Below are 22,270 nucleotides of genomic sequence, written 5' to 3' on the forward strand. Positions count from 1 at the left end.
CCTTCTCTGCAACGATTCTGGCATTTCTACAGAGAAGGATAATTTTTGTTGAAGGCTAAAACGACGAAAGCCTGAATCATTTCTGATTCAGGCTTTCTGAATAGTGGCGGAACGGACGGGACTCGAACCCGCGACCCCCTGCGTGACAGGCAGGTATTCTAACCAACTGAACTACCGCTCCGCGTTGTGTTCCTCTTGGGAACGAAGCGCATATTACGGATTGCCTCGCACCTCGTCAACGGTTTTTCTCACGTTTTGAATCGTTTGCTGTAAAAATCACCCGGACGGCTATTTTTACGTCGTAAAACCCCGAATTACGCTCGCCAGAGGCAACTTCCGCCTTTCTTCTGCACCAGGTCGAGACGCGACTCATGCGCCATCAGCTCTTCATCAGTCGCTAAAACAACGCGTAACTTGCTGGCCTGGCGGACAATACGCTGGATTGTCGCTTCACCCTGCTGTTGCTGCGTTTCCCCTTCCATTGAGAAGGCCATCGACGTTTGCCCGCCGGTCATCGCCAGATAGACATCGGCCAGAATCTGGGCATCAAGCAATGCGCCGTGCAGCGTACGTTTGCTGTTATCTATCTCATAGCGTGAACAAAGCGCATCAAGGCTGTTACGCTTGCCGGGGAACATCCTCCTCGCCAGCGCCAGGCTATCGGTGATTTTGCAGAACTCGCTTGTTTTCGGAATACCACGACTGAGCTTGGCGAACTCATAATCCATAAAGCCGATATCAAACGATGCGTTATGGATCACCAGTTCCGCGCCACGGATATACTCCAGGAAGTCGTCAACCACATCGGCAAAAACGGGTTTATCAAGCAGAAATTCATCTGCAATACCGTGTACGCCGAACGCTTCCGGGTCCACCAGTCGGTCCGGTTTTAGATAGACGTGGAAGTTATTGCCGGTAAGGCGGCGGTTCACGACCTCGACGGCACCGATCTCAATGATCTTATGGCCTTCGTAGTGGGCGCCAATCTGGTTCATACCGGTGGTTTCGGTATCGAGGACGATCTGTCGTGTAATTGCAGTGCTCATAGCGGTCATTTATGTCAGACTTGTCGTTTTACGATCGATTTCAATTACAGGAAGTCTACCAGAGATGCTTAAACAGGTAGAAATTTTCACCGATGGCTCTTGCCTGGGAAATCCAGGTCCAGGTGGTTATGGCGCTATTTTACGCTATCGCGGCCATGAAAAAACCTTTAGTGAAGGATATAGCCTCACAACTAACAATCGCATGGAGCTTATGGCGGCCATCGTCGCGCTGGAAGCGTTAAAAGAACATTGTGAAGTCACATTAAGCACGGACAGCCAGTATGTCCGCCAGGGAATTACGCAATGGATCCACAACTGGAAAAAGCGCGGCTGGAAAACAGCAGAGAAAAAGCCGGTAAAGAATGTCGATCTCTGGAAGCGCCTTGATGCCGCGCTGGGCCAACATCAAATCAAATGGGAATGGGTAAAAGGCCATGCCGGCCATCCTGAAAACGAACGTTGCGATGAGCTGGCGCGTGCGGCAGCGATGAATCCTACGCAGGAAGACGTTGGCTATCAGGCAGAGGCTTAAGCGTCTGGCTTACGGTATTGCCGGGTCGCGCCCACGGCCTGGCGAATCCGCGCTTTGCTTTTATTTTGTTTCATCGGGTTAAGCGTAAGCGGAATGGTTCGCTTACGCGCCACAATCAGTTGCAGGCAGCCCAACGCCGGAATATGCGTGCTCAGCAGCTTTCCACCTTGCTTTGACCAGGGTAAAACATGAAAACGGCTGTAGTGCAGCACTTCAAAATTCAATAATGAGAGCCAGTCCAGTTGGCGCATCAGCGTAAACATCCGGCTGTTATAAGGTGAAGATTTACGCAAGACGGGCACCAGCTTACGCAGGCCCATCAGGCTAATCGGGTTAAAACCACTCAAAACCAGCCAGCCATCATCAATTAACACCCGGTCGGCTTCACGCAGTAACCGATGTGGGTCGACGCACCACGGTAGCGTATGCGCCAACAGACAAACATCAACAGACTTATCGGCAAAGGGAAGATGTAAGGGATCGGCCTGAACCTGGACGGGCGCGCCTTGCAGGGAAATATTGACTTGATGAGAAACGGCGCACGCTTCAGAGTTGATTTCTGCGCTTAAATTACCAATTTTAAGCAAATGAAAACCATACATTTTGGCGAACCACGGGTTAAGCTGATGCTCCAGCGCCTCACGATAGTATTCACCCCAGGGCAAATCGCCCCAGCGATGGGGAGCTATGACTGTTTGAGGGATCCTTGCCGGTTTCATCACAACCTTCCGCTACGCACTAAGAGGTAATTTATGAATCTTAACAGTATTCCCGCATTTCAGGACAATTACATCTGGGTTCTGAGTAATAATGAAGGACGTTGCCTGATCGTTGATCCTGGCGAAGCGGCTCCCGTGCTAAATGCCATCAAAGAGAAGAACTGGCAGCCGGAAGCGATTTTCCTCACTCACCATCACCACGACCATGTTGGCGGCGTGAAAGAACTTCTTCAACATTTTCCGCACGTAGTGGTTTACGGACCGGCAGAAACACAAGATAAGGGAACCACGCGCGTAGTCAAAGATGGCGATAGCGCCCTCGTTTTAGGGCATGAATTTAGTATATTTGCCACACCAGGTCACACTTTAGGACATATCTGTTACTTTAGCCATCCTTACCTTTTCTGCGGCGACACCCTTTTCTCTGGAGGTTGTGGACGCCTGTTTGAAGGTACAGCATCACAGATGTATCAATCACTTAAAAAAATCAGCGCCCTTCCTGACGATACACTGATTTGTTGCGCACATGAGTATACTTTAGCAAACATGAAGTTTGCATTGAGCATCCTACCGCACGATTCGTTCATAAATGAATATTATCGTAAAGTTAATGAGTTACGCGCAAAAAACCAAATTACACTCCCCGTAATTCTGAAAAATGAGCGGAAAAATAATATTTTTTTGAGAACGGAAGATCCTGATTTAATTAATGAAATAAACAAAGAAACAAAGTTGCAACAACCTGAAGAGCGTTTTGCCTGGTTAAGGTCAAAGAAAGACAGCTTCTGACAATTCCTACTTGTCATTGGCGAACTTCGCCGTTATGATCGGTCGTCTTTTAAGCAACTATTGACACACACATGAAGGCAAAAGCGATATTACTCGCCTCTGTCCTGCTTGTGGGGTGCCAGTCGTCTCAGAACACTGGCAACGTCCAACAGCACGCACAGAGCCTTTCTGCAGCTGGTCAAGGGGAAGCAGGAAAGTTTACGAGTCAGGCACGATGGATGGACGATGGGACGTCTCTCGCGCCAGATCAAGACTTGTGGGCTTTCATTGGCGACGAGCTAAAGATGGGAATTCCGGAGAACAACCGGATACGCGAACAGAAACAGAAGTATTTACGCAATAAGAGCTATCTCCACGATGTAACTTTACGGGCAGAGCCGTATATGTACTGGATAGCCGGGCAGGTTAAGAAACGTAACATGCCGATGGAACTGGTACTACTACCCATAGTGGAGAGCGCTTTTGACCCACACGCAACGTCTGGCGCCAATGCCGCAGGCATCTGGCAGATCATTCCGAGCACAGGGCGCAATTATGGTTTGAAACAGACCCGCAATTATGATGCGCGTCGTGACGTTGTGGCTTCCACAACGGCCGCGTTAGATATGATGCAGCGTCTGAATAAGATGTTTGATGGCGACTGGCTGTTGACCGTTGCAGCTTATAATAGCGGCGAAGGTCGCGTGATGAAGGCAATCAAAGCGAATAAGGCGCGTGGCAAAGCCACCGACTTCTGGTCGCTTTCGTTACCTCAGGAAACGAAGCTGTACGTGCCAAAAATGCTGGCATTGAGTGATATTCTCAAAAACAGCAAACGCTATGGCGTGCGTCTGCCAACCACAGACGAAAGTCGTGCGCTGGCGCGCGTTCGTTTGAGCAGCCCGGTTGAGATGGCACAGGTTGCAGATATGGCGGGCATGTCCGTCACCAAGCTGAAGGCGTTTAATGCTGGCGTGAAAGGCTCTACGCTAGGCGTTAGCGGCCCACAGTACGTGATGGTGCCAAAGAAGCATGCAGAACAACTGCGTGAGTCTCTGGCTTCAGGCGAAATTGCTGCCGTACAGTCTACGCTGGTCGCAGACAATATGCCGCTGAACAGCCGTAGCTACAAAGTTCGCTCTGGCGATACGCTTTCCGGCATCGCGGCACGCCTTGGCGTGAGCACGAAAGATTTGCAGCAGTGGAATAGCCTGCGCGGATCTAACCTGAAAGTGGGCCAAAGTCTGACGATTGGCGCAGGCAGTAGCGCACAGCGTCTGGCCAACAACAGCGATAGCATTACCTATCGTGTGCGGAAAGGTGATTCGCTTTCAAGCATCGCCAAACGTCACGGGGTGAACATCAAAGATGTGATGCGCTGGAACAGCGATACAGCAAATCTGCAACCAGGCGATCAGCTAACGTTGTTTGTGAAGAACAGCAGCACACCTGACTCCTGATAGCATGACTCAGAAAAGGCACTGGTTTCCCCCCAGTGCCTTTTTTATTTATGCCGCTTTATGCGCCTCAACCATAATCGTATCGCTGGTAAACGAACCGTCCTCCTGCAAAGCGAAATACGCTTTTACCTCCGCGGATGCGCTCTCCTGATACAAACGAATAGCCTCAACCAGCGCCGCAGGCGTACGCATTCTCGCTACCCATGAACTGAACTCCAGCGGTAAGCGGTCCGTTAACAACGTATCGACAATCATATTCGCATCATTAACCAGAGACAGCCACTCACCGCTGGAGTAGTTACGTACATGAGAAGTGTCGCGTAACGCTTCTACAGCCTGTAACCAGATATCGCGCACCGGATGCCCAGGCGACATCACATCCATCATAATCAACACGCCACCCGCTTTCAGAACCCGGTTGACTTCACGCAGTGCCAGCCCAACATCATGCCAGTGATGTGCAGAATAGCGGCTAATCACAACATCAAAGGCGTGATCCTCAAACGGCAGATTTTCAGCATACCCCTGTCGGGTCGCGATATTTTCTAAACCTTTCTCTTTCGCCGCCTGTACGACGACCTCAAGCATCTGCGAAGACAAATCGTAAGCCACCACCTGCTTTACGTTCTGCGCAGCAATAAAACTGGCGTGCCCGGCGCCACATCCCATATCCAGTACGCTGGCATGTGGAAAAGAGGACAGCCGTTCCGCCAGTCGCTGTAAGTCACGACCAGAAGCATGAACGGTACTGGTTAAATAGGCATTTGCCTGAGAGCCAAACTGCTTTTCGACGTTGTCATGGTGGGAGTGTGTTGTCATCGTGTTGTCCTTTGGTTGTTTGCAAAATAAAGGGCAGCACCACTTCAGGCCTGCCCCACGGCAGACCTGACACACCTTATTGTTCAGGTTTGCCGGGACTGAATTCAACGAGTAGCGGGTTATGATCGGAGGCGCGCGTGACCAGTACGGAAGCCTCGCTAACGTTCAAACCTCGATAAAACACAAAATCAAGAGGACGGCCAAACGCCCGTCGGCGCTGATCGTCAGTAAAACGCACCTGGCGCAGGGACATCTCGCGCGCAAAGCGATACAACGCGTTCATTCGTGGTCGGCTCCAGGCATTAAAATCACCGGCCATAATCACCGGGCCGCTGTGATGCGCAATTTGATCGCCAATAGGAAGTAACTGCTTACTATACACATCCACCCCAAGACTGAAGTTAACGGCGTGAATGTTTACCACCATCAACAATCGCGTATCAGGCAAAGGATAAACGGTCACCAGCGCTGACTTCGCCAGACGTAAGATGGGCTCACGTTCGCGCAGCGGGCAGCAGTAGACGGGATGAGCAGCAGAAAGCGTCATAACACCCGAAGGATGCTGAGGTAACACAAAAGCGGGAACCTGATCGGCTGCAAGATAGTTAGCGGTCGCAAACTGCACCAATTCGGGCGTGGTTTGCGCTTCCTGTAATAAAACCAGGTGCGCATCTTTGCCAAAGTTTTTCAGCACCGATAACCATTCGGCCCGCTGCTGTTTAAAGATATTCCACACCAGAATCCGAATGCGGTCTTCACTGCTTAACGGCACTCCGGCGGGTAATGCCTGGCCAATACTCGCAAACGACCCAGGCGGTAAAATCCGCTCGGCGGGTTGTCCGGCAATATAGCGCATGGCATAAGTATTTTTTCGCACGTTTGACTTTAAAACCTCTGTAACGTCAACCAGCCCGGGCACGGACTGGTTATTCTGTTATAGGGATTTTAGCTCACACTTTCAACGAGCAGTTACATATTGTTTTGTAAGCAAGCGCTTACCTCCGTAAATTTAACCAGGAACAGCGCGAACTGGCCTATCCAACCGATCACAGGTTAACGCCGTCAGAACAGGCGCTCCGGCCACCACACCTCACGCGCAGATTGAAACCAACAGCCCAGGATGTTTTAATGAAAAAATAGCCAAAATATCAATGTAATTTTGCTTCAGGTGCAAAAATGAAAGCCACTTCAGAAGAACTCGTGATATTTGTTGCCGTAGTCGAAAGCGGTAGCTTTAGCCGCGCTGCGGAGCAACTTGGACAGGCGAATTCTGCGGTCAGCCGGGCGGTCAAAAAGCTGGAAATGAAACTGGGCGTGAGTCTGCTTAATCGCACAACACGCCAGTTGAGTCTGACGGAAGAAGGCGAACGTTATTTTCGTCGCGTGCAGTCAATACTACAAGACATGGCCGCCGCTGAAACGGAGGTGATGGAAACGCGAAGCACTCCACGCGGTCTGTTGCGTATCGACGCCGCCACGCCGGTGATACTGCACTTTCTGATGCCGCTGGTTAAGCCTTTTCGCGAGCGTTATCCAGAAATGACGCTATCACTGGTTTCCTCAGAAACATTCATCAATCTGATTGAACGAAAGGTCGATGTCGCCATACGTGCCGGGACGCTGACCGATTCAAGCCTGCGCGCCCGCCCGCTCTTTACCAGTTATCGAAAGATTATCGCGTCGCCGGATTATATTGCCCGCTTTGGCAAACCCGAAACCATTGAAGAGTTAAAACAGCATCTATGTCTCGGATTCACTGAACCGGCTTCGCTCAATACATGGCCTGTAGCATGCAGCGACGGACAACTCCATGAAATCAGCAGCGGTCTGTCGTCAAATAGCGGTGAGACGCTCAAGCAGCTTTGTCTGAGTGGTAACGGGATCGCCTGCCTGTCTGACTATATGATTGATAAAGAAATCGCGCGGGGAGAGCTTGTGGAGCTGATGGCCGATAAGCGCCTACCGGTAGAGATGCCTTTCAGTGCCGTTTATTACAGCGATCGTGCGGTCAGTACCCGCATTCGGGCATTTATCGATTTTCTCAGCGATCATGTAAAAACAGCCCCCGAAGGAGCTGTAAAAGAGGGTTAAGGATACAGAGAGAATGTTAGCCGATCAGTCCCACTCTGGCGCCAGACCTTCCGGGCTGACAAGGCGATCGTTGCAGTCCAGTGCGGCAATCGCCTTTTTATCTTCGGCATCCAGATGCAGATCGAGCGCCAGCAGGTTGCTTGCCAGGTTTTCACGTTTAGTGGAAGAAGGAATTACGGAGTAGCCTTCTCCCATTGCCCATGCAAGGATCACCTGCGCCGAAGTCGCATTGTGCTTAGCGGCAATACGGGCAATCACTTCATCTTTCAGTGCCTTACCATAAGCCAACGTCATGTAAGAGGTGATGTGAATTCCATGCTGTTTTGCCCAATCCACGACCTTGCGGTTTTGCAGATACGGAGACAGTTCAATCTGGTTAGTCGCAATGTTTTCTGCGCCGACAGCGGCAATGGCTTTTTCCATCAACGGGATAGTAAAGTTAGAAATACCGATTTCGCGCGTCAGTCCCTGCTCTTTTGCTTCCAGCAGCGCCTGCATGAACTCTTCGACAGATACCGCATCGTTTGGTGACGGCCAGTGGATCAATGCCAGATCCACATAATCAGTGCGCAGTTTTTCCAGACTTTCTTTCAGACTCAGGATCAGCTTCTCTTTGCTGAGATTTTCAGTCCAGATCTTGGTGGTGATGTACAGCTCGCCGCGCGGGATGCCACTTTCGGCAATCGCCTGACCAACAGCCGCTTCATTATCATAGATTTGTGCAGTATCAATTGCACGATAGCCCAGTTCCAGCGCTGTTTTGACCGATGCGATAACAACATCGTCTTTCAGGCGAAAAGTACCTAAACCAAATGCAGGGATTGTCATTGAATTCCTCATTAATTGTTGTGTCGTTAACTGAGGAGGATTATCGCGGTTGTTTTTATGCGGAAAAAGATCGTAGAACGCAGAGGATTTTTGCGAAATAAGCAATAATGGAACAGCAGGCAAGAAAAAAGCCCTGAGCGTTAGCTCAGGGCTCTTAATAAGTGGCGGAACGGACGGGACTCGAACCCGCGACCCCCTGCGTGACAGGCAGGTATTCTAACCAACTGAACTACCGCTCCACCGAATTTTTCTACATCCACTGATTTCACATCAGCTTACTGCTTAATTTGATGCCTGGCAGTTCCCTACTCTCGCATGGGGAGACCCCACACTACCATCGGCGCTACGGCGTTTCACTTCTGAGTTCGGCATGGGGTCAGGTGGGACCACCGCGCTACGGCCGCCAGGCAAATTCTGTTCGTCTAATGCCTCTCGCATTAAACACTAATCTGTATCAGGCTGAAAATCGTCTCTCAAATCGCCAAAACATCTTCGGCGTTGTAAGGTTAAGCCTCACGGTTCATTAGTACCGGTTAGCTCAACGCATCGCTGCGCTTACACACCCGGCCTATCAACGTCGTCGTCTTCAACGTTCCTTCAGGACTCTCAAGGAGTCAGGGAGAACTCATCTCGGGGCAAGTTTCGTGCTTAGATGCTTTCAGCACTTATCTCTTCCGCATTTAGCTACCGGGCAGTGCCATTGGCATGACAACCCGAACACCAGTGATGCGTCCACTCCGGTCCTCTCGTACTAGGAGCAGCCCCCCTCAGTTCTCCAGCGCCCACGGCAGATAGGGACCGAACTGTCTCACGACGTTCTAAACCCAGCTCGCGTACCACTTTAAATGGCGAACAGCCATACCCTTGGGACCTACTTCAGCCCCAGGATGTGATGAGCCGACATCGAGGTGCCAAACACCGCCGTCGATATGAACTCTTGGGCGGTATCAGCCTGTTATCCCCGGAGTACCTTTTATCCGTTGAGCGATGGCCCTTCCATTCAGAACCACCGGATCACTATGACCTGCTTTCGCACCTGCTCGCGCCGTCACGCTCGCAGTCAAGCCAGCTTATGCCATTGCACTAACCTCCTGATGTCCGACCAGGATTAGCTGACCTTCGTGCTCCTCCGTTACTCTTTAGGAGGAGACCGCCCCAGTCAAACTACCCACCAGACACTGTCCGCAACCCGGATTACGGGCCCACGTTAGAACACCAGCCATTAAAGGGTGGTATTTCAAGGGCGGCTCCATGCAGACTGGCGTCCACACTTCAAAGCCTCCCACCTATCCTACACATCAAGGACCAGTGTTCAGTGTCAAGCTATAGTAAAGGTTCACGGGGTCTTTCCGTCTTGCCGCGGGTACACTGCATCTTCACAGCGAGTTCAATTTCACTGAGTCTCGGGTGGAGACAGCCTGGCCATCATTACGCCATTCGTGCAGGTCGGAACTTACCCGACAAGGAATTTCGCTACCTTAGGACCGTTATAGTTACGGCCGCCGTTTACCGGGGCTTCGATCAAGAGCTTCTCCGCGAGGATAACCCCATCAATTAACCTTCCGGCACCGGGCAGGCGTCACACCGTATACGTCCACTTTCGTGTTTGCACAGTGCTGTGTTTTTAATAAACAGTTGCAGCCAGCTGGTATCTTCGACTGATTTCAGCTCCATGGGTAAACCACTTCACCTACATATCAGCGTGCCTTCTCCCGAAGTTACGGCACCATTTTGCCTAGTTCCTTCACCCGAGTTCTCTCAAGCGCCTTGGTATTCTCTACCTGACCACCTGTGTCGGTTTGGGGTACGATTTCGTGTTACCTGATGCTTAGAGGCTTTTCCTGGAAGCAGGGCATTTGTCACTTCAGCACCGTAGTGCCTCGTCATCACGCCTCAGTGTTAAAGTGCACCGGATTTGCCTGGAGCACACACCTACACGCTTAAACCGGGACAACCGTCGCCCGGCCGACATAGCCTTCTCCGTCCCCCCTTCGCAGTAACACCAAGTACAGGAATATTAACCTGTTTCCCATCGACTACGCCTTTCGGCCTCGCCTTAGGGGTCGACTCACCCTGCCCCGATTAACGTTGGACAGGAACCCTTGGTCTTCCGGCGAGCGGGCTTTTCACCCGCTTTATCGTTACTTATGTCAGCATTCGCACTTCTGATACCTCCAGCATGCCTCACAGCACACCTTCAACGGCTTACAGAACGCTCCCCTACCCAACAACACATAGTGTCGCTGCCGCAGCTTCGGTGCATGGTTTAGCCCCGTTACATCTTCCGCGCAGGCCGACTCGACCAGTGAGCTATTACGCTTTCTTTAAATGATGGCTGCTTCTAAGCCAACATCCTGGCTGTCTGGGCCTTCCCACATCGTTTCCCACTTAACCATGACTTTGGGACCTTAGCTGGCGGTCTGGGTTGTTTCCCTCTTCACGACGGACGTTAGCACCCGCCGTGTGTCTCCCGTGATAACATTCTCCGGTATTCGCAGTTTGCATCGGGTTGGTAAGCCGGGATGGCCCCCTAGCCGAAACAGTGCTCTACCCCCGGAGATGAGTTCACGAGGCGCTACCTAAATAGCTTTCGGGGAGAACCAGCTATCTCCCGGTTTGATTGGCCTTTCACCCCCAGCCACAGGTCATCCGCTAATTTTTCAACATTAGTCGGTTCGGTCCTCCAGTTAGTGTTACCCAACCTTCAACCTGCCCATGGCTAGATCACCGGGTTTCGGGTCTATACCCTGCAACTTAACGCCCAGTTAAGACTCGGTTTCCCTTCGGCTCCCCTATTCGGTTAACCTTGCTACAGAATATAAGTCGCTGACCCATTATACAAAAGGTACGCAGTCACCCCATAAAGAGGCTCCCACTGCTTGTACGTACACGGTTTCAGGTTCTTTTTCACTCCCCTCGCCGGGGTTCTTTTCGCCTTTCCCTCACGGTACTGGTTCACTATCGGTCAGTCAGGAGTATTTAGCCTTGGAGGATGGTCCCCCCATATTCAGACAGGATACCACGTGTCCCGCCCTACTCATCGAGCTCACAGCCTGTGCGTTTTCGTGTACGGGACTTTCACCCTGTACCGTGCGACTTTCCAGACGCTTCCACTAACACACAAGCTGATTCAGGCTCTGGGCTCCTCCCCGTTCGCTCGCCGCTACTGGGGGAATCTCGGTTGATTTCTTTTCCTCGGGGTACTTAGATGTTTCAGTTCCCCCGGTTCGCCTCGTTAGCCTATGTATTCAGCTAACGATAGTGTGACGAATCACACTGGGTTTCCCCATTCGGACATCGCCGGGTCAAGGGTTCATATCACCTCGCCGGCGCTTTTCGCAGATTAGCACGTCCTTCATCGCCTCTGACTGCCAGGGCATCCACCGTGTACGCTTGGTCGCTTAACCTCACAACCCGAAGATGTTTCGTGAAACACTTCGTGTTGCGAAAATTTGAGAGACTCATACACACTTTACGTGTGTCGTTTCAATTTTCAGCTTGATCCAGATTTTTAAAGAGCAAATATCTCAAACGTCACCCGAAGATGAGTTTTGAGATATTAAGGCAGGTGACTTTCACTCACGAACCAGCAAGTGGCGTCCCCTAGGGGATTCGAACCCCTGTTACCGCCGTGAAAGGGCGGTGTCCTGGGCCTCTAGACGAAGGGGACACTGAAGTCTCAATCGCAAGACGCCTTGCTTCTTTCTTTTCATCAGACAATCTGTGTGGGCACTGCAAAGGCAGGTTCTTTCAGGTAAGGAGGTGATCCAACCGCAGGTTCCCCTACGGTTACCTTGTTACGACTTCACCCCAGTCATGAATCACAAAGTGGTAAGCGCCCTCCCGAAGGTTAAGCTACCTACTTCTTTTGCAACCCACTCCCATGGTGTGACGGGCGGTGTGTACAAGGCCCGGGAACGTATTCACCGTGGCATTCTGATCCACGATTACTAGCGATTCCGACTTCATGGAGTCGAGTTGCAGACTCCAATCCGGACTACGACATACTTTATGAGGTCCGCTTGCTCTCGCGAGGTCGCTTCTCTTTGTATATGCCATTGTAGCACGTGTGTAGCCCTGGTCGTAAGGGCCATGATGACTTGACGTCATCCCCACCTTCCTCCAGTTTATCACTGGCAGTCTCCTTTGAGTTCCCGGCCTAACCGCTGGCAACAAAGGATAAGGGTTGCGCTCGTTGCGGGACTTAACCCAACATTTCACAACACGAGCTGACGACAGCCATGCAGCACCTGTCTCACGGCTCCCGAAGGCACATTCTCATCTCTGAAAACTTCCGTGGATGTCAAGACCAGGTAAGGTTCTTCGCGTTGCATCGAATTAAACCACATGCTCCACCGCTTGTGCGGGCCCCCGTCAATTCATTTGAGTTTTAACCTTGCGGCCGTACTCCCCAGGCGGTCGACTTAACGCGTTAGCTCCGGAAGCCACGCCTCAAGGGCACAACCTCCAAGTCGACATCGTTTACGGCGTGGACTACCAGGGTATCTAATCCTGTTTGCTCCCCACGCTTTCGCACCTGAGCGTCAGTCTTCGTCCAGGGGGCCGCCTTCGCCACCGGTATTCCTCCAGATCTCTACGCATTTCACCGCTACACCTGGAATTCTACCCCCCTCTACGAGACTCAAGCCTGCCAGTATCAGATGCAGTTCCCAGGTTGAGCCCGGGGATTTCACATCTGACTTAACAGACCGCCTGCGTGCGCTTTACGCCCAGTAATTCCGATTAACGCTTGCACCCTCCGTATTACCGCGGCTGCTGGCACGGAGTTAGCCGGTGCTTCTTCTGCGGGTAACGTCAATTGCTGCGGTTATTAACCACAACACCTTCCTCCCCGCTGAAAGTACTTTACAACCCGAAGGCCTTCTTCATACACGCGGCATGGCTGCATCAGGCTTGCGCCCATTGTGCAATATTCCCCACTGCTGCCTCCCGTAGGAGTCTGGACCGTGTCTCAGTTCCAGTGTGGCTGGTCATCCTCTCAGACCAGCTAGGGATCGTCGCCTTGGTGAGCCGTTACCCCACCAACTAGCTAATCCCATCTGGGCACATCTGATGGCAAGAGGCCCGAAGGTCCCCCTCTTTGGTCTTGCGACGTTATGCGGTATTAGCTACCGTTTCCAGTAGTTATCCCCCTCCATCAGGCAGTTTCCCAGACATTACTCACCCGTCCGCCACTCGTCAGCAAAGCAGCAAGCTGCTTCCTGTTACCGTTCGACTTGCATGTGTTAGGCCTGCCGCCAGCGTTCAATCTGAGCCATGATCAAACTCTTCAATTTAAGTTTGATGCTCGTGAATTAAACTTCGTAATGAATTACGTGTTCACTCAGAGACTTGGTATTCATTTATTGTCCGAAGACATTAAGAATCCATGTCACTTTGAGTGCCCACACAGATTGTCTGATAAATTGTTAAAGAGCAGTTGCGACGCGCTTTAGCGCTCTGTCGCGAGGTGGCGTATATTACGCTTTCCTCTTTCAGAGTCAACCCTGAATTTCAGGATTTTTCTCTTTAATCAACCGGCTGTTTGTGTGAAGTGATTCACATCCGCCGTGTCGATGGAGGCGCATTATAGGGAGTTCTCCGCAGGCCGCAATAGAAAAATGACAGAAAAATGACTGACTGCTGCATTCCCCAGCAAAACCCCGCCTTATACCCTTTTACACACAGAGTTATCCACAATCCTGGCGATCATTTCCTGAATCTCTCCTTAATAAAGACGCGCTCAATACAGGAATAAAAGGGTATCGAATGGAAAAAGAAAAATTCGCGAGCGTTGCGCAAACGTTTTCGTTACAATGCCACCGCAAAACAAGGATGCCCCGTAAGGGGCGTTAGCTGAGTTTTTCACGAAAAATTCAGCTAACGCTCTCTGTAATAGTCAAATCCAGGGGATTTACCATGCAACAACGTCGTCCAGTCCGCCGCGCTCTGCTCAGTGTTTCTGACAAGGCCGGTATCGTCGAATTCGCCCAGGCACTTTCCGCACGCGGTGTGGAGCTGCTGTCTACAGGGGGCACTGCCCGTCTGTTAGCAGATAAAGGTCTGCCGGTGACCGAAGTTTCCGATTACACCGGTTTCCCGGAAATGATGGATGGACGCGTGAAGACCCTGCATCCGAAAGTACACGGCGGTATTCTCGGTCGCCGTGGTCAGGATGACGGAATTATGGAACAACACGGTATCGCGCCAATCGATATGGTTGTTGTTAACCTGTACCCGTTCGCCCAGACTGTCGCTCGTGAAGGTTGCTCGCTGGAAGATGCCGTAGAGAACATTGATATCGGCGGCCCGACCATGGTGCGCTCCGCTGCCAAGAACCATAAAGATGTCGCTATCGTTGTAAAGAGCAGCGACTACGACGCCATTATTAAAGAGATGGATAGCAACGACGGTTCACTGACCCTTGATACCCGCTTCGATCTCGCCATTAAAGCCTTCGAACACACCGCTGCCTACGACAGCATGATTGCCAACTACTTCGGCAGCATGGTTCCGGCATATCACGGTGAAAGCAAAGAGGCTGCTGGCCGCTTCCCGCGTACCCTGAATCTGAACTTCATTAAGAAGCAGGATATGCGCTACGGCGAAAACAGCCACCAGCAGGCGGCCTTCTATATAGAAGAGAATGTGCAAGAAGCATCTGTTGCGACCGCGCAGCAGGTACAGGGCAAAGCGCTCTCCTACAACAACATCGCCGATACCGACGCGGCGCTGGAGTGTGTGAAAGAGTTCAGCGAGCCCGCCTGCGTCATCGTGAAGCACGCTAACCCGTGCGGTGTGGCGGTAAGCACTTCTATTCTCGACGCCTACGATCGCGCATACAAGACTGACCCGACCTCCGCATTCGGCGGCATCATCGCGTTTAACCGCGAACTGGATGCCGAAACGGCACAGGCCATCATCTCCCGTCAGTTTGTCGAAGTGATCATTGCGCCTTCCGCATCTGAAGACGCCCTGAAGATTACCGCCGCCAAACAGAACGTGCGCGTCCTGACCTGTGGTCAGTGGGCCGAGCGCGTCCCGGGCCTGGACTTCAAACGCGTTAACGGCGGCCTGCTGGTTCAGGATCGTGACCTGGGTATGGTGACCGAAGGCGAACTGCGCGTAGTGTCCAAACGTCAGCCGACCGAACAAGAGCTGCGTGACGCGCTGTTCTGCTGGAAAGTAGCGAAGTTTGTGAAATCCAACGCGATTGTGTACGCGAAAGAGAATATGACTATCGGTATTGGCGCGGGCCAGATGAGCCGCGTTTATTCCGCGAAGATCGCCGGTATTAAAGCGGGCGATGAAGGACTGGAAGTAAAAGGTTCCGCAATGGCCTCTGACGCGTTCTTCCCGTTCCGCGACGGTATTGATGCTGCGGCTGCCGTTGGCGTGAGCTGCGTGATCCAGCCCGGTGGCTCCATCCGTGATGATGAAGTCATTGCCGCCGCTGATGAACACGGCATTGCGATGATCTTCACCGACATGCGTCACTTCCGCCATTAATTCACGGAGCAGACAATGAAAGTATTAGTAATCGGCAACGGCGGGCGCGAACACGCCCTGGCGTGGAAAGCGGCACAATCACCGCAGGTTGAAACCGTGTATGTCGCGCCAGGTAACGCCGGAACAGCGCTGGAACCAGCGCTGCAAAACGTCGCTATTGGCGTCACGGATATTCCGGCACTGCTGAGCTTTGCCCAGAACGAGAAGATCGATCTGACCATCGTCGGCCCGGAAGCGCCGCTGGTGAAAGGCGTGGTGGATACTTTCCGCGCCGCTGGCCTGAAAATCTTTGGCCCAACCGAAGGCGCCGCACAGCTGGAAGGCTCCAAAGCCTTCACCAAGGATTTCCTCGCCCGTCACCAGATTCCGACGGCGGAGTACCAGAACTTCACGGAGATCGAACCCGCGCTGGCTTACCTGCGTGAGAAAGGCGCGCCGATCGTCATTAAAGCCGACGGATTGGCTGCCGGGAAAGGCGTGATTGTGGCGATGACGCTGATCGAGGCCGAAGCCGCAGTTCATGACATGCTGGCGGGTAACGCGTTTGGCGACGCGGGACACCGTATCGTGATCGAAGAGTTCCTCGACGGTGAAGAAGCGAGCTTCATCGTGATGGTCGATGGCGAACATGTGCTGCCAATGGCCACCAGCCAGGATCACAAACGCGTCGGCGATGGCGATACCGGGTTGAATACCGGCGGTATGGGCGCTTACTCCCCGGCACCGGTGGTGACCGACGAGGTTCATCAGCGCACGATGGAGCGCATCATTTGGCCAACCGTAAAAGGCATGGCGGCGGAAGGCAATACTTATACCGGCTTCCTGTACGCTGGGCTGATGATCGATAAACAGGGCAACCCGAAAGTTATCGAATTCAACTGCCGCTTTGGCGACCCGGAAACCCAGCCAATCATGCTGCGTATGAAATCCGATCTGGTTGAACTTTGTCTGGCTGCCTGCGACGGTAAGCTGGACGAGAAAACGTCTGAATGGGATGAGCGCGCATCGCTCGGCGTGGTGATGGCGGCTGGCGGTTATCCGGGCGACTACCGCACAGGCGATGTGATCCACGGTCTGCCGCTGGAAGAGGTGGCGGACGGTAAGGTATTCCATGCCGGCACCAAACTGGCGGAAGATGACCGGGTCGTAACAAGCGGCGGTCGCGTACTGTGCGCCACTGCGCTAGGCCATACCGTTGCCGAAGCACAGCAGCGTGCCTACGCGCTGATGGCAGATATCCGCTGGGATAACTGCTTTAGCCGCAAAGATATCGGCTGGCGCGCGATCGAACGCGAGCAAAACTAACGCTGACACCTCTTATCCGGCCTATGGAGAGCAACTGTAGGCCGGATAAGACGCAAGCCGCCATCCGGCAATCATCAGAACGTCTTCTCTATAGGTTGCCAGTGGCAGAAGTCTTCATTGGCCACCAGCAGCAGTTGAGAGCCATCAGGCGCCTCCAGCCATGCCACACTCACCTCTATTGATGAACGCTGCTGACGTCGCTCTATGTGGCTGATAGCCCACGCATCCAGGTCTGGTTTCAACGTTTCGCCTTCGCAGGTAGTTACCGTACGGTCTGCATGCCAGCGTCCCTGACGCAGTACGACGCGCCCCTGACGCAATGCGTCACTGGTCTGGCGGATCTGATTGGCGCGATAGCGGTATAAGGCGATCTGGTCGCTGGAAAGCTGCTGCTTCTGCCCGTCGACTTCATGCTGCATAAAACTGAGCTCGCCATGATCGTCGAAGCGTGCGCGAATATGTTCAGAAGGTTTGCTGTAAATATTGAGTTCAATCAGGGAGAGCATGTCGCCCTGCCAGCGGTATTCGCTGGTTGTGGTGCTGCCGTTACGCCACGGGCTAAAGACCGAGAGCAGATGGACGCCATCGCTGGAATCTTTACGCCAGATGCGTACCGCACCCTGGTCGTCAACATAACCGCTGGCCGTAAACGGTGGAAGCGTCGTGTTATGGCTACAAGCGGACAGCAACAGCGCGCCTGCCAACGTCAGCATACGACGCCAGACAGACAAAAGGGGCGAGAGCGCCCCTTCATTAAAACTGTTCACTGCCACGCGAATTACTTAACTGCGTCTTTCAGTGCTTTACCAGAAACAAACGCCGGTACATTCGCTGCAGCGATTTTGATTTCTTTACCGGTCTGCGGGTTGCGGCCAGTACGCTCAGCGCGGTGGTTCACTTTGAAGGTACCGAAACCAACCAGTTGTACAGCATCGCCTTCTTTCAGAGACTCAGTAATAGCAGCCAGAGTGGATTCCAGAGCAGCTTTAGCCTGGGTTTTGGACAGTTCTGCTTTGTCTGCAATTACATCAATCAGTTGAGTCTTGTTCATAAGTTATCCTTACAATGTGTTTATCGCTTGCTAAGCATCGAGTGCGACGGAAATGCCAGAAAAGCACTCTCCTGCATACACGCACCGATAGCCACTTTTTTTCGCCCCCCAAATGTAGACCAGACGGGGGGCGGAAGGGAAGCCTCTAGGCACGACAAATCAGGCGTTAAATCACGTTTTCTGGTGTCATTGCTCAAAATTTATACCGATATTGCTCTCACCGGCCTCGCGCAGGTCTGCCCGAAGCCCTTTTATCAGCTCAATATCGCGTTCTTCGCAGTCGGCCAAAAGTCGGAATATTTCCCACTGAATGTCCCATTCCTGTTCAACAGCCGGGTTTTCTTTGAGCTCTTCATCGGTCATTTCTCGACCAGCCTGAGTCATTTCCAGCATCGCAACCGTGGTAATGGATGTCTTACTGACCTCAATGGCATGTTCCAGCGTTTCGCCACTAAGACGAGAATGCATTAACTCGCTTAATGCAACGCAGGCATCAATCGCCGGGTAAACGCCGTACAGGTCAAAATCGTCAGCAGCCGGAATCGCTTCCTCAAACTTTTCCAGCTGGCTGTCAAAATTGACCTTCGCATCTTTCACCGTCAGCGTTTCCCAGATGAGATCCAGGATTCGGCGGTACACCTGCCCATCGCCAAAACCCGTCTGCTGACAGAACATGGCATAGTTCGGATACATACGCTCGCACAAACAAGCCATAAAGGTGACGTGCTGCCAGCTTTCCAGGCGTTCCAGACGCAGATGAATCGGGTTTTGTAACATGTTGAATTCTCGAAATCAGAAATGAGCCGCAGTGTACCTGAATCAGCGGTGATTTGCTTGCCAGCGCACAAACGCCGGACGCTCTGATGCCACCGCATCCGCCCAGCGCGTCGGTTCCGGCAGACGGTAGCCTTGCATACAGCGCTGCACCCACGCCAACGCGCTGTCGGTACTCACGCGATGTCCGGTCGCGATAAACAGCGGGTTACAGCGCGCTTTGCTGCGCCAGACCCAGGCTAACTGCTCGCCTTTGTCCATCAGCGGGGCCAGCGCGCCAGGTTCGGCGGAAAGCGGCTCAAACTTGCCGCACAGCCGTTTTTTCGCTACGCCGATGGTGGGTACATCCATCATCAATCCAAAGTGGCTTGCCACCCCCAGACGACGCGGGTGGGAAATACCGTGCCCATCGACAAAGACTAAATCCGGTTTTTGTGACAGCTGTTCCCACGCCGCCAACAGCGCAGGATACTCGCGAAAGGAGAGGAAGCCGGGGATATACGGCATGGTAGTGGCGATACGCGCCACTTTGTATTCCACCAGCTCAAGCGCTGGATACGTCAACAGCACCATCGCCGCTCGCGTCACTTCCCCGCCCTGCTCGAACCCAACATCCGCCCCGGCGATCAGATCCGGCGGATCGTTATCAAGGCGATCCTCGCGGATCACCGACGAGGCGAGTTCAATTTGTTGAGCGCGTAGCGACGCGAGATCCATAATGACTCCTTAGCGGTGGTACTGTTCAGACAAGCGGTGTACCGCATCAACAAATGCGCCCGCGTGCTCCGGCGGCACATCCTGGTGGATGCCGTGTCCAAGATTAAAGACGTGGCCTTCACCCTGGCCGAATCCGGCGAGAATCGTCGCCACTTCCTCTTCAATGCGCGCCGGTGGCGCATAGAGCATGGACGGGTCCATATTGCCCTGTAGCGCCACTTTATGGCCCACGCGACGGCGCGCGTCGGCAATATCGGTTGTCCAGTCGAGACCTAACGCATCACACCCGGTTTCCGCCATCGCCTCCAGCCACTGGCCGCCACCTTTAGTGAATAACGTGACCGGTACACGGCGACCGTCGTTTTCCCGTAGTAAACCATCAACGATTTTATGCATGTAATACAGCGAGAACTGCTGGTAATCGCGCCCCGTCAGCACGCCGCCCCAGGTGTCGAAAATCATGACCGACTGCGCGCCCGCTTTAATCTGCGCGTTGAGATACAGAGTGACGCTTTTCGCCAGCTTATCGAGCAGCGCATGCAGCGCCTGCGGATCGGCATACATCATTTTTTTGATGACGGTAAAGGCTTTGCTGCTGCCACCTTCCACCATGTAAGTCGCCAGCGTCCACGGGCTGCCGGAAAAACCGATCAGCGGAACGTCACCTTTCAACTCGCGGCGAATCGTACGCACCGCGTTCATCACGTAGCCCAGTTCGTCTTCCGGGTCAGGAATCGGTAGCTTATCGACATCCGCTTTACAGGCGACTGGCGAAGTAAAGCGCGGGCCTTCCCCGGCCTCAAAATAGAGTCCCAGCCCCATCGCATCCGGGATGGTCAGAATGTCCGAGAAGAGGATCGCCGCATCAAGCGGGTAGCGCCGCAGCGGTTGTAGCGTGACTTCGCACGCCAGCTCAGCATTTTTGCACAGCGACATAAAATCGCCTGCTTGTGCGCGGGTGGCTTTGTACTCCGGCAGATAGCGGCCTGCCTGGCGCATCATCCATACCGGGGTAACATCAACGGGCTGGCGCAGCAGCGCACGCAGATAACGATCGTTCTTCAGTTCGGTCATTTTGCAGTTCCTTCATTGCGTCAGGGTGCCAGTGTACCATCACTCATACTCAGCCCGACACATTGCCACAGTATCTTCGATCAAACGACGCGCCACCGTGCCCGGCGGCGGCAATAACGGAAGATCGTCATAGCGATACCAGCCCGCCTCCAGCAGCTCTTTCGGGTCGATGACAATCTCGCCGCTGTCATACTCCGCCATAAACGCCGTCATCAGCGATTGCGGGAACGGCCAGGGCTGTGAGGTCACGTAACGCAGATTTTTCACTTTGATGCCGCTCTCTTCCATCACTTCGCGCGCAACCGCCTGCTCTAAGGTCTCCCCCACTTCCACAAACCCGGCCAGCACCGTATGAACACCGTTACGATGGCGCGTATGCTGGGCCAGTAAAATGGAATCGGCACGCCGGATGGCGACAATAATGCAGGGAGCAATCTGCGGATAGTAACGCTCGCGGCAGTGGCTGCACAGCATCGCCCATTCGGTCTTGCTCGGGTACATGGGGTGGCCGCAGTAACCGCAGAATTTGTGCGAGCGATAAAATTCCGCCAGCTGCACGCCCCGCCCCGCCAGTTGAAACAGGCCAACGTCCTGATCGATGACCTGCCGTACCGACCCCATATCATGCCGACGATGCTGTAACACCAGCCAGACAGGCTCTCCTTCCCACTCGCCAATCAGGAGTGCGCGCTGCCCCACAAGATCGAAATTTGTCGCTTCGCCATATGGCAATTCTCCACGAGGCAACCATAATTTTTGCTCGTGACTGACGATCCACCAACCGTGATCTAATTTTTCAATAATACGATCCATAGCTCTTGCACTACCTTTGCTTCACTGGCATGTTGTTAACATTATATTTACATTTTTCAGGTGAGCAGTTTTAAATCTAAACTTGCGGAGTCAATCATGCTAAACCAGCTGGAAAGCCTGACGGAACACGTCGAAGGAAGTAATAAACTGGTTGATCGCTGGCTACATGTACGTAAGCACCTGCTCGTGGCTTACTACAATCTGGTTGGCATTAAGCCTGGCAAAGAATCGTACATGCGGCTGAATGAAAAAGCGCTGGATGATTTTTGTCAGGGCCTGGTCGACTACCTTTCCGCCGGACACTTCAGTATTTATGAACACATTATCCGAGAAATGGAAGAGGGAAACCCGCGTTCGACCGCAACGCGCCTCCATTCATTGCTGGAAGCCAATACTCAACAGATCATGGAATATTACGACTCCAGCCTGGAGAACGCGATCGATCACGATAATTATGCGGAATTTCAGCAAGTGCTCTCCGACATCGGCGAAGCGCTGGAAGCGCGGTTTACGCTGGAAGATAAACTCATCCTGCTGGCCTTCGACAATAATCTAACGCTTAATGCCCAGGATGAAAGCGGAATTGCACGGCCTGCTTGAGTTATGAATCAGTAACGAGTAATTTACATCCATTGCCCCGTCGCCGGGGTTACATCTTGTCGGAGTGCCGTGTGTGAAAACACAGGCTGAGACCGTTAATTCGGGATCCGCGGAACCTGATCAGGCTAATACCTGCGAAGGGAACAAGAGTAAACTGCTTTATG

General features: G+C 52.8%; 18 protein-coding genes, 3 tRNA genes, 3 rRNA genes and 1 riboswitch. Of the genes, 7 read left to right on the forward strand and 17 right to left on the reverse strand.

Features of this window, described 5'->3' with window-relative positions; all coding sequences use genetic code 11:
- Positions 1–104: 104 nt before the first annotated feature.
- Together CKO_RS12650 and dnaQ are read right to left on the reverse strand one after the other, a co-directional pair.
- A tRNA-Asp gene (locus CKO_RS12650) sits at positions 105–181 on the reverse strand.
- 133 nt (positions 182–314) lie between these two features.
- Positions 315–1,046, reverse strand: a complete 732-nt coding sequence (gene dnaQ / locus CKO_RS12655) for a DNA polymerase III subunit epsilon (RefSeq protein WP_024130648.1) — start codon at positions 1,044–1,046, stop codon at positions 315–317.
- 64 nt (positions 1,047–1,110) lie between these two features.
- On the opposite strand from dnaQ, the gene rnhA reads away from it, so the two are divergent.
- Positions 1,111–1,578, forward strand: a complete 468-nt coding sequence (gene rnhA, locus CKO_RS12660) for a ribonuclease HI (protein WP_012133784.1) — start codon at positions 1,111–1,113, stop codon at positions 1,576–1,578.
- Here the strand turns inward: rnhA and CKO_RS12665 are convergent.
- The gene (locus CKO_RS12665; protein ID WP_012133785.1) at positions 1,575–2,297 is read right to left on the reverse strand and encodes a class I SAM-dependent methyltransferase; all 723 of its coding nucleotides are present in this window, start codon (positions 2,295–2,297) and stop codon (positions 1,575–1,577) included. The two genes, rnhA and CKO_RS12665, sit on opposite strands and share 4 nt — an antisense overlap.
- A 33-nt stretch (positions 2,298–2,330) precedes the next feature.
- On the opposite strand from CKO_RS12665, the gene gloB reads away from it, so the two are divergent.
- Both gloB and mltD read left to right on the forward strand, forming a co-directional pair.
- A complete protein-coding gene (gene gloB / locus CKO_RS12670; protein ID WP_012133786.1) occupies positions 2,331–3,086 on the forward strand; it encodes a hydroxyacylglutathione hydrolase in 756 nt (251 codons plus the stop codon).
- A gap of 71 nt (positions 3,087–3,157) precedes the next feature.
- The gene (gene mltD, locus CKO_RS12675; protein ID WP_012133787.1) at positions 3,158–4,525 is read left to right on the forward strand and encodes a murein transglycosylase D; all 1,368 of its coding nucleotides are present in this window, start codon (positions 3,158–3,160) and stop codon (positions 4,523–4,525) included.
- Positions 4,526–4,573: 48 nt separating this feature from the next.
- On the opposite strand, the gene CKO_RS12680 is transcribed toward mltD, so the two are convergent.
- Together CKO_RS12680 and CKO_RS12685 are read right to left on the reverse strand one after the other, a co-directional pair.
- Positions 4,574–5,344 (reverse strand): class I SAM-dependent methyltransferase, encoded by a 771-nt coding sequence (locus CKO_RS12680; RefSeq protein WP_012133788.1) that lies wholly within the window; start codon positions 5,342–5,344, stop codon positions 4,574–4,576.
- A 76-nt stretch (positions 5,345–5,420) separates the two neighbouring features.
- A complete protein-coding gene (locus tag CKO_RS12685; protein ID WP_024130650.1) occupies positions 5,421–6,221 on the reverse strand; it encodes an endonuclease/exonuclease/phosphatase family protein in 801 nt (266 codons plus the stop codon).
- Positions 6,222–6,520: 299 nt separating this feature from the next.
- On the opposite strand from CKO_RS12685, the gene yafC reads away from it, so the two are divergent.
- Positions 6,521–7,435, forward strand: a complete 915-nt coding sequence (yafC, locus tag CKO_RS12690) for a DNA-binding transcriptional regulator YafC (protein ID WP_012133790.1) — start codon at positions 6,521–6,523, stop codon at positions 7,433–7,435.
- Between the two features lie 24 nt (positions 7,436–7,459).
- On the opposite strand, the gene dkgB is transcribed toward yafC, so the two are convergent.
- From dkgB to CKO_RS12720, 6 genes are all read right to left on the reverse strand, one after another.
- Positions 7,460–8,263, reverse strand: coding sequence for a 2,5-didehydrogluconate reductase DkgB (dkgB, locus tag CKO_RS12695; RefSeq protein ID WP_012133791.1), 804 nt, complete (start codon positions 8,261–8,263; stop codon positions 7,460–7,462).
- 162 nt (positions 8,264–8,425) lie between these two features.
- Positions 8,426–8,502 (reverse strand) — tRNA-Asp (locus CKO_RS12700).
- 53 nt (positions 8,503–8,555) lie between these two features.
- Positions 8,556–8,671: ribosomal RNA gene (gene rrf, locus CKO_RS12705) — 5S ribosomal RNA — on the reverse strand.
- 94 nt (positions 8,672–8,765) lie between these two features.
- Positions 8,766–11,670 (reverse strand): 23S ribosomal RNA (locus tag CKO_RS12710).
- A gap of 187 nt (positions 11,671–11,857) precedes the next feature.
- A tRNA-Glu gene (locus CKO_RS12715) sits at positions 11,858–11,933 on the reverse strand.
- A gap of 85 nt (positions 11,934–12,018) precedes the next feature.
- Positions 12,019–13,560 (reverse strand): 16S ribosomal RNA (locus CKO_RS12720).
- Together the 16S, 23S and 5S rRNA genes with 2 tRNA genes alongside form the textbook arrangement of a ribosomal RNA operon.
- Before the next feature lie 622 nt (positions 13,561–14,182).
- On the opposite strand from CKO_RS12720, the gene purH reads away from it, so the two are divergent.
- Both purH and purD read left to right on the forward strand, forming a co-directional pair.
- On the forward strand, positions 14,183–15,772 hold the full coding sequence (gene purH / locus CKO_RS12725) for a bifunctional phosphoribosylaminoimidazolecarboxamide formyltransferase/IMP cyclohydrolase (protein WP_012133793.1): 1,590 nt from the start codon (positions 14,183–14,185) through the stop codon (positions 15,770–15,772).
- Positions 15,773–15,787: 15 nt separating this feature from the next.
- A complete protein-coding gene (gene purD, locus CKO_RS12730; RefSeq protein ID WP_012133794.1) occupies positions 15,788–17,077 on the forward strand; it encodes a phosphoribosylamine--glycine ligase in 1,290 nt (429 codons plus the stop codon).
- 74 nt (positions 17,078–17,151) lie between these two features.
- On the opposite strand, the gene CKO_RS12735 is transcribed toward purD, so the two are convergent.
- From CKO_RS12735 to nudC, 6 genes are all read right to left on the reverse strand, one after another.
- Complete coding sequence (locus CKO_RS12735; protein ID WP_024130651.1) at positions 17,152–17,844, reverse strand: DUF1481 domain-containing protein; 693 nt, start codon at positions 17,842–17,844, stop codon at positions 17,152–17,154.
- A gap of 11 nt (positions 17,845–17,855) precedes the next feature.
- Positions 17,856–18,128 carry a nucleoid-associated protein HU-alpha gene (hupA, locus tag CKO_RS12740; protein WP_001044509.1) on the reverse strand — a complete coding sequence of 91 codons (273 nt, stop codon included), beginning with the start codon at positions 18,126–18,128 and terminating at the stop codon, positions 17,856–17,858.
- A gap of 186 nt (positions 18,129–18,314) precedes the next feature.
- Entirely contained in the window at positions 18,315–18,905 is a 591-nt protein-coding gene (locus tag CKO_RS12745) for a YjaG family protein (RefSeq protein WP_012133796.1), read from the reverse strand.
- Between the two features lie 42 nt (positions 18,906–18,947).
- Positions 18,948–19,619: a deoxyribonuclease V gene (nfi, locus tag CKO_RS12750; protein WP_012133797.1), complete on the reverse strand. Its 672-nt coding sequence runs from the start codon at positions 19,617–19,619 to the stop codon at positions 18,948–18,950.
- A 9-nt stretch (positions 19,620–19,628) separates the two neighbouring features.
- Complete coding sequence (gene hemE, locus CKO_RS12755) at positions 19,629–20,693, reverse strand: uroporphyrinogen decarboxylase (protein ID WP_012133798.1); 1,065 nt, start codon at positions 20,691–20,693, stop codon at positions 19,629–19,631.
- Between the two features lie 39 nt (positions 20,694–20,732).
- The gene (gene nudC, locus CKO_RS12760; protein WP_012133799.1) at positions 20,733–21,506 is read right to left on the reverse strand and encodes an NAD(+) diphosphatase; all 774 of its coding nucleotides are present in this window, start codon (positions 21,504–21,506) and stop codon (positions 20,733–20,735) included.
- A gap of 96 nt (positions 21,507–21,602) precedes the next feature.
- Here nudC and CKO_RS12765 point away from each other — a divergent pair, with 96 nt between their 5' ends.
- A complete protein-coding gene (locus CKO_RS12765; RefSeq protein WP_012133800.1) occupies positions 21,603–22,106 on the forward strand; it encodes an Rsd/AlgQ family anti-sigma factor in 504 nt (167 codons plus the stop codon).
- A 50-nt stretch (positions 22,107–22,156) separates the two neighbouring features.
- A riboswitch (TPP riboswitch) is annotated at positions 22,157–22,266 on the forward strand.
- The last annotated feature ends 4 nt before the right edge of the window (positions 22,267–22,270 follow it).

Origin of the sequence: Citrobacter koseri ATCC BAA-895 (assembly GCF_000018045.1) — a bacterium.
Taxonomy (GTDB): Bacteria; Pseudomonadota; Gammaproteobacteria; order Enterobacterales; family Enterobacteriaceae; genus Citrobacter_B; species Citrobacter_B koseri.

Excerpts from the sequence above, each read along its gene's own strand:
- rnhA (WP_012133784.1), top strand. The coding sequence starts at position 1,111 with ATGCTTAAACAGGTAGAAATTTTCACCGATGGCTCTTGCCTGGGAAAT.
- purD (WP_012133794.1), top strand. The coding sequence starts at position 15,788 with ATGAAAGTATTAGTAATCGGCAACGGCGGGCGCGAACACGCCCTGGCG.
- nfi (WP_012133797.1), bottom strand. The coding sequence starts at position 19,619 with ATGGATCTCGCGTCGCTACGCGCTCAACAAATTGAACTCGCCTCGTCG.
- mltD (WP_012133787.1), top strand. The coding sequence starts at position 3,158 with ATGAAGGCAAAAGCGATATTACTCGCCTCTGTCCTGCTTGTGGGGTGC.
- CKO_RS12665 (WP_012133785.1), bottom strand. The coding sequence starts at position 2,297 with ATGAAACCGGCAAGGATCCCTCAAACAGTCATAGCTCCCCATCGCTGG.
- hemE (WP_012133798.1), bottom strand. The coding sequence starts at position 20,693 with ATGACCGAACTGAAGAACGATCGTTATCTGCGTGCGCTGCTGCGCCAG.
- dnaQ (WP_024130648.1), bottom strand. The coding sequence starts at position 1,046 with ATGAGCACTGCAATTACACGACAGATCGTCCTCGATACCGAAACCACC.
- yafC (WP_012133790.1), top strand. The coding sequence starts at position 6,521 with ATGAAAGCCACTTCAGAAGAACTCGTGATATTTGTTGCCGTAGTCGAA.
- purH (WP_012133793.1), top strand. The coding sequence starts at position 14,183 with ATGCAACAACGTCGTCCAGTCCGCCGCGCTCTGCTCAGTGTTTCTGAC.
- CKO_RS12680 (WP_012133788.1), bottom strand. The coding sequence starts at position 5,344 with ATGACAACACACTCCCACCATGACAACGTCGAAAAGCAGTTTGGCTCT.
- CKO_RS12765 (WP_012133800.1), top strand. The coding sequence starts at position 21,603 with ATGCTAAACCAGCTGGAAAGCCTGACGGAACACGTCGAAGGAAGTAAT.
- dkgB (WP_012133791.1), bottom strand. The coding sequence starts at position 8,263 with ATGACAATCCCTGCATTTGGTTTAGGTACTTTTCGCCTGAAAGACGAT.
- hupA (WP_001044509.1), bottom strand. The coding sequence starts at position 18,128 with ATGAACAAGACTCAACTGATTGATGTAATTGCAGACAAAGCAGAACTG.
- nudC (WP_012133799.1), bottom strand. The coding sequence starts at position 21,506 with ATGGATCGTATTATTGAAAAATTAGATCACGGTTGGTGGATCGTCAGT.
- gloB (WP_012133786.1), top strand. The coding sequence starts at position 2,331 with ATGAATCTTAACAGTATTCCCGCATTTCAGGACAATTACATCTGGGTT.
- CKO_RS12745 (WP_012133796.1), bottom strand. The coding sequence starts at position 18,905 with ATGTTACAAAACCCGATTCATCTGCGTCTGGAACGCCTGGAAAGCTGG.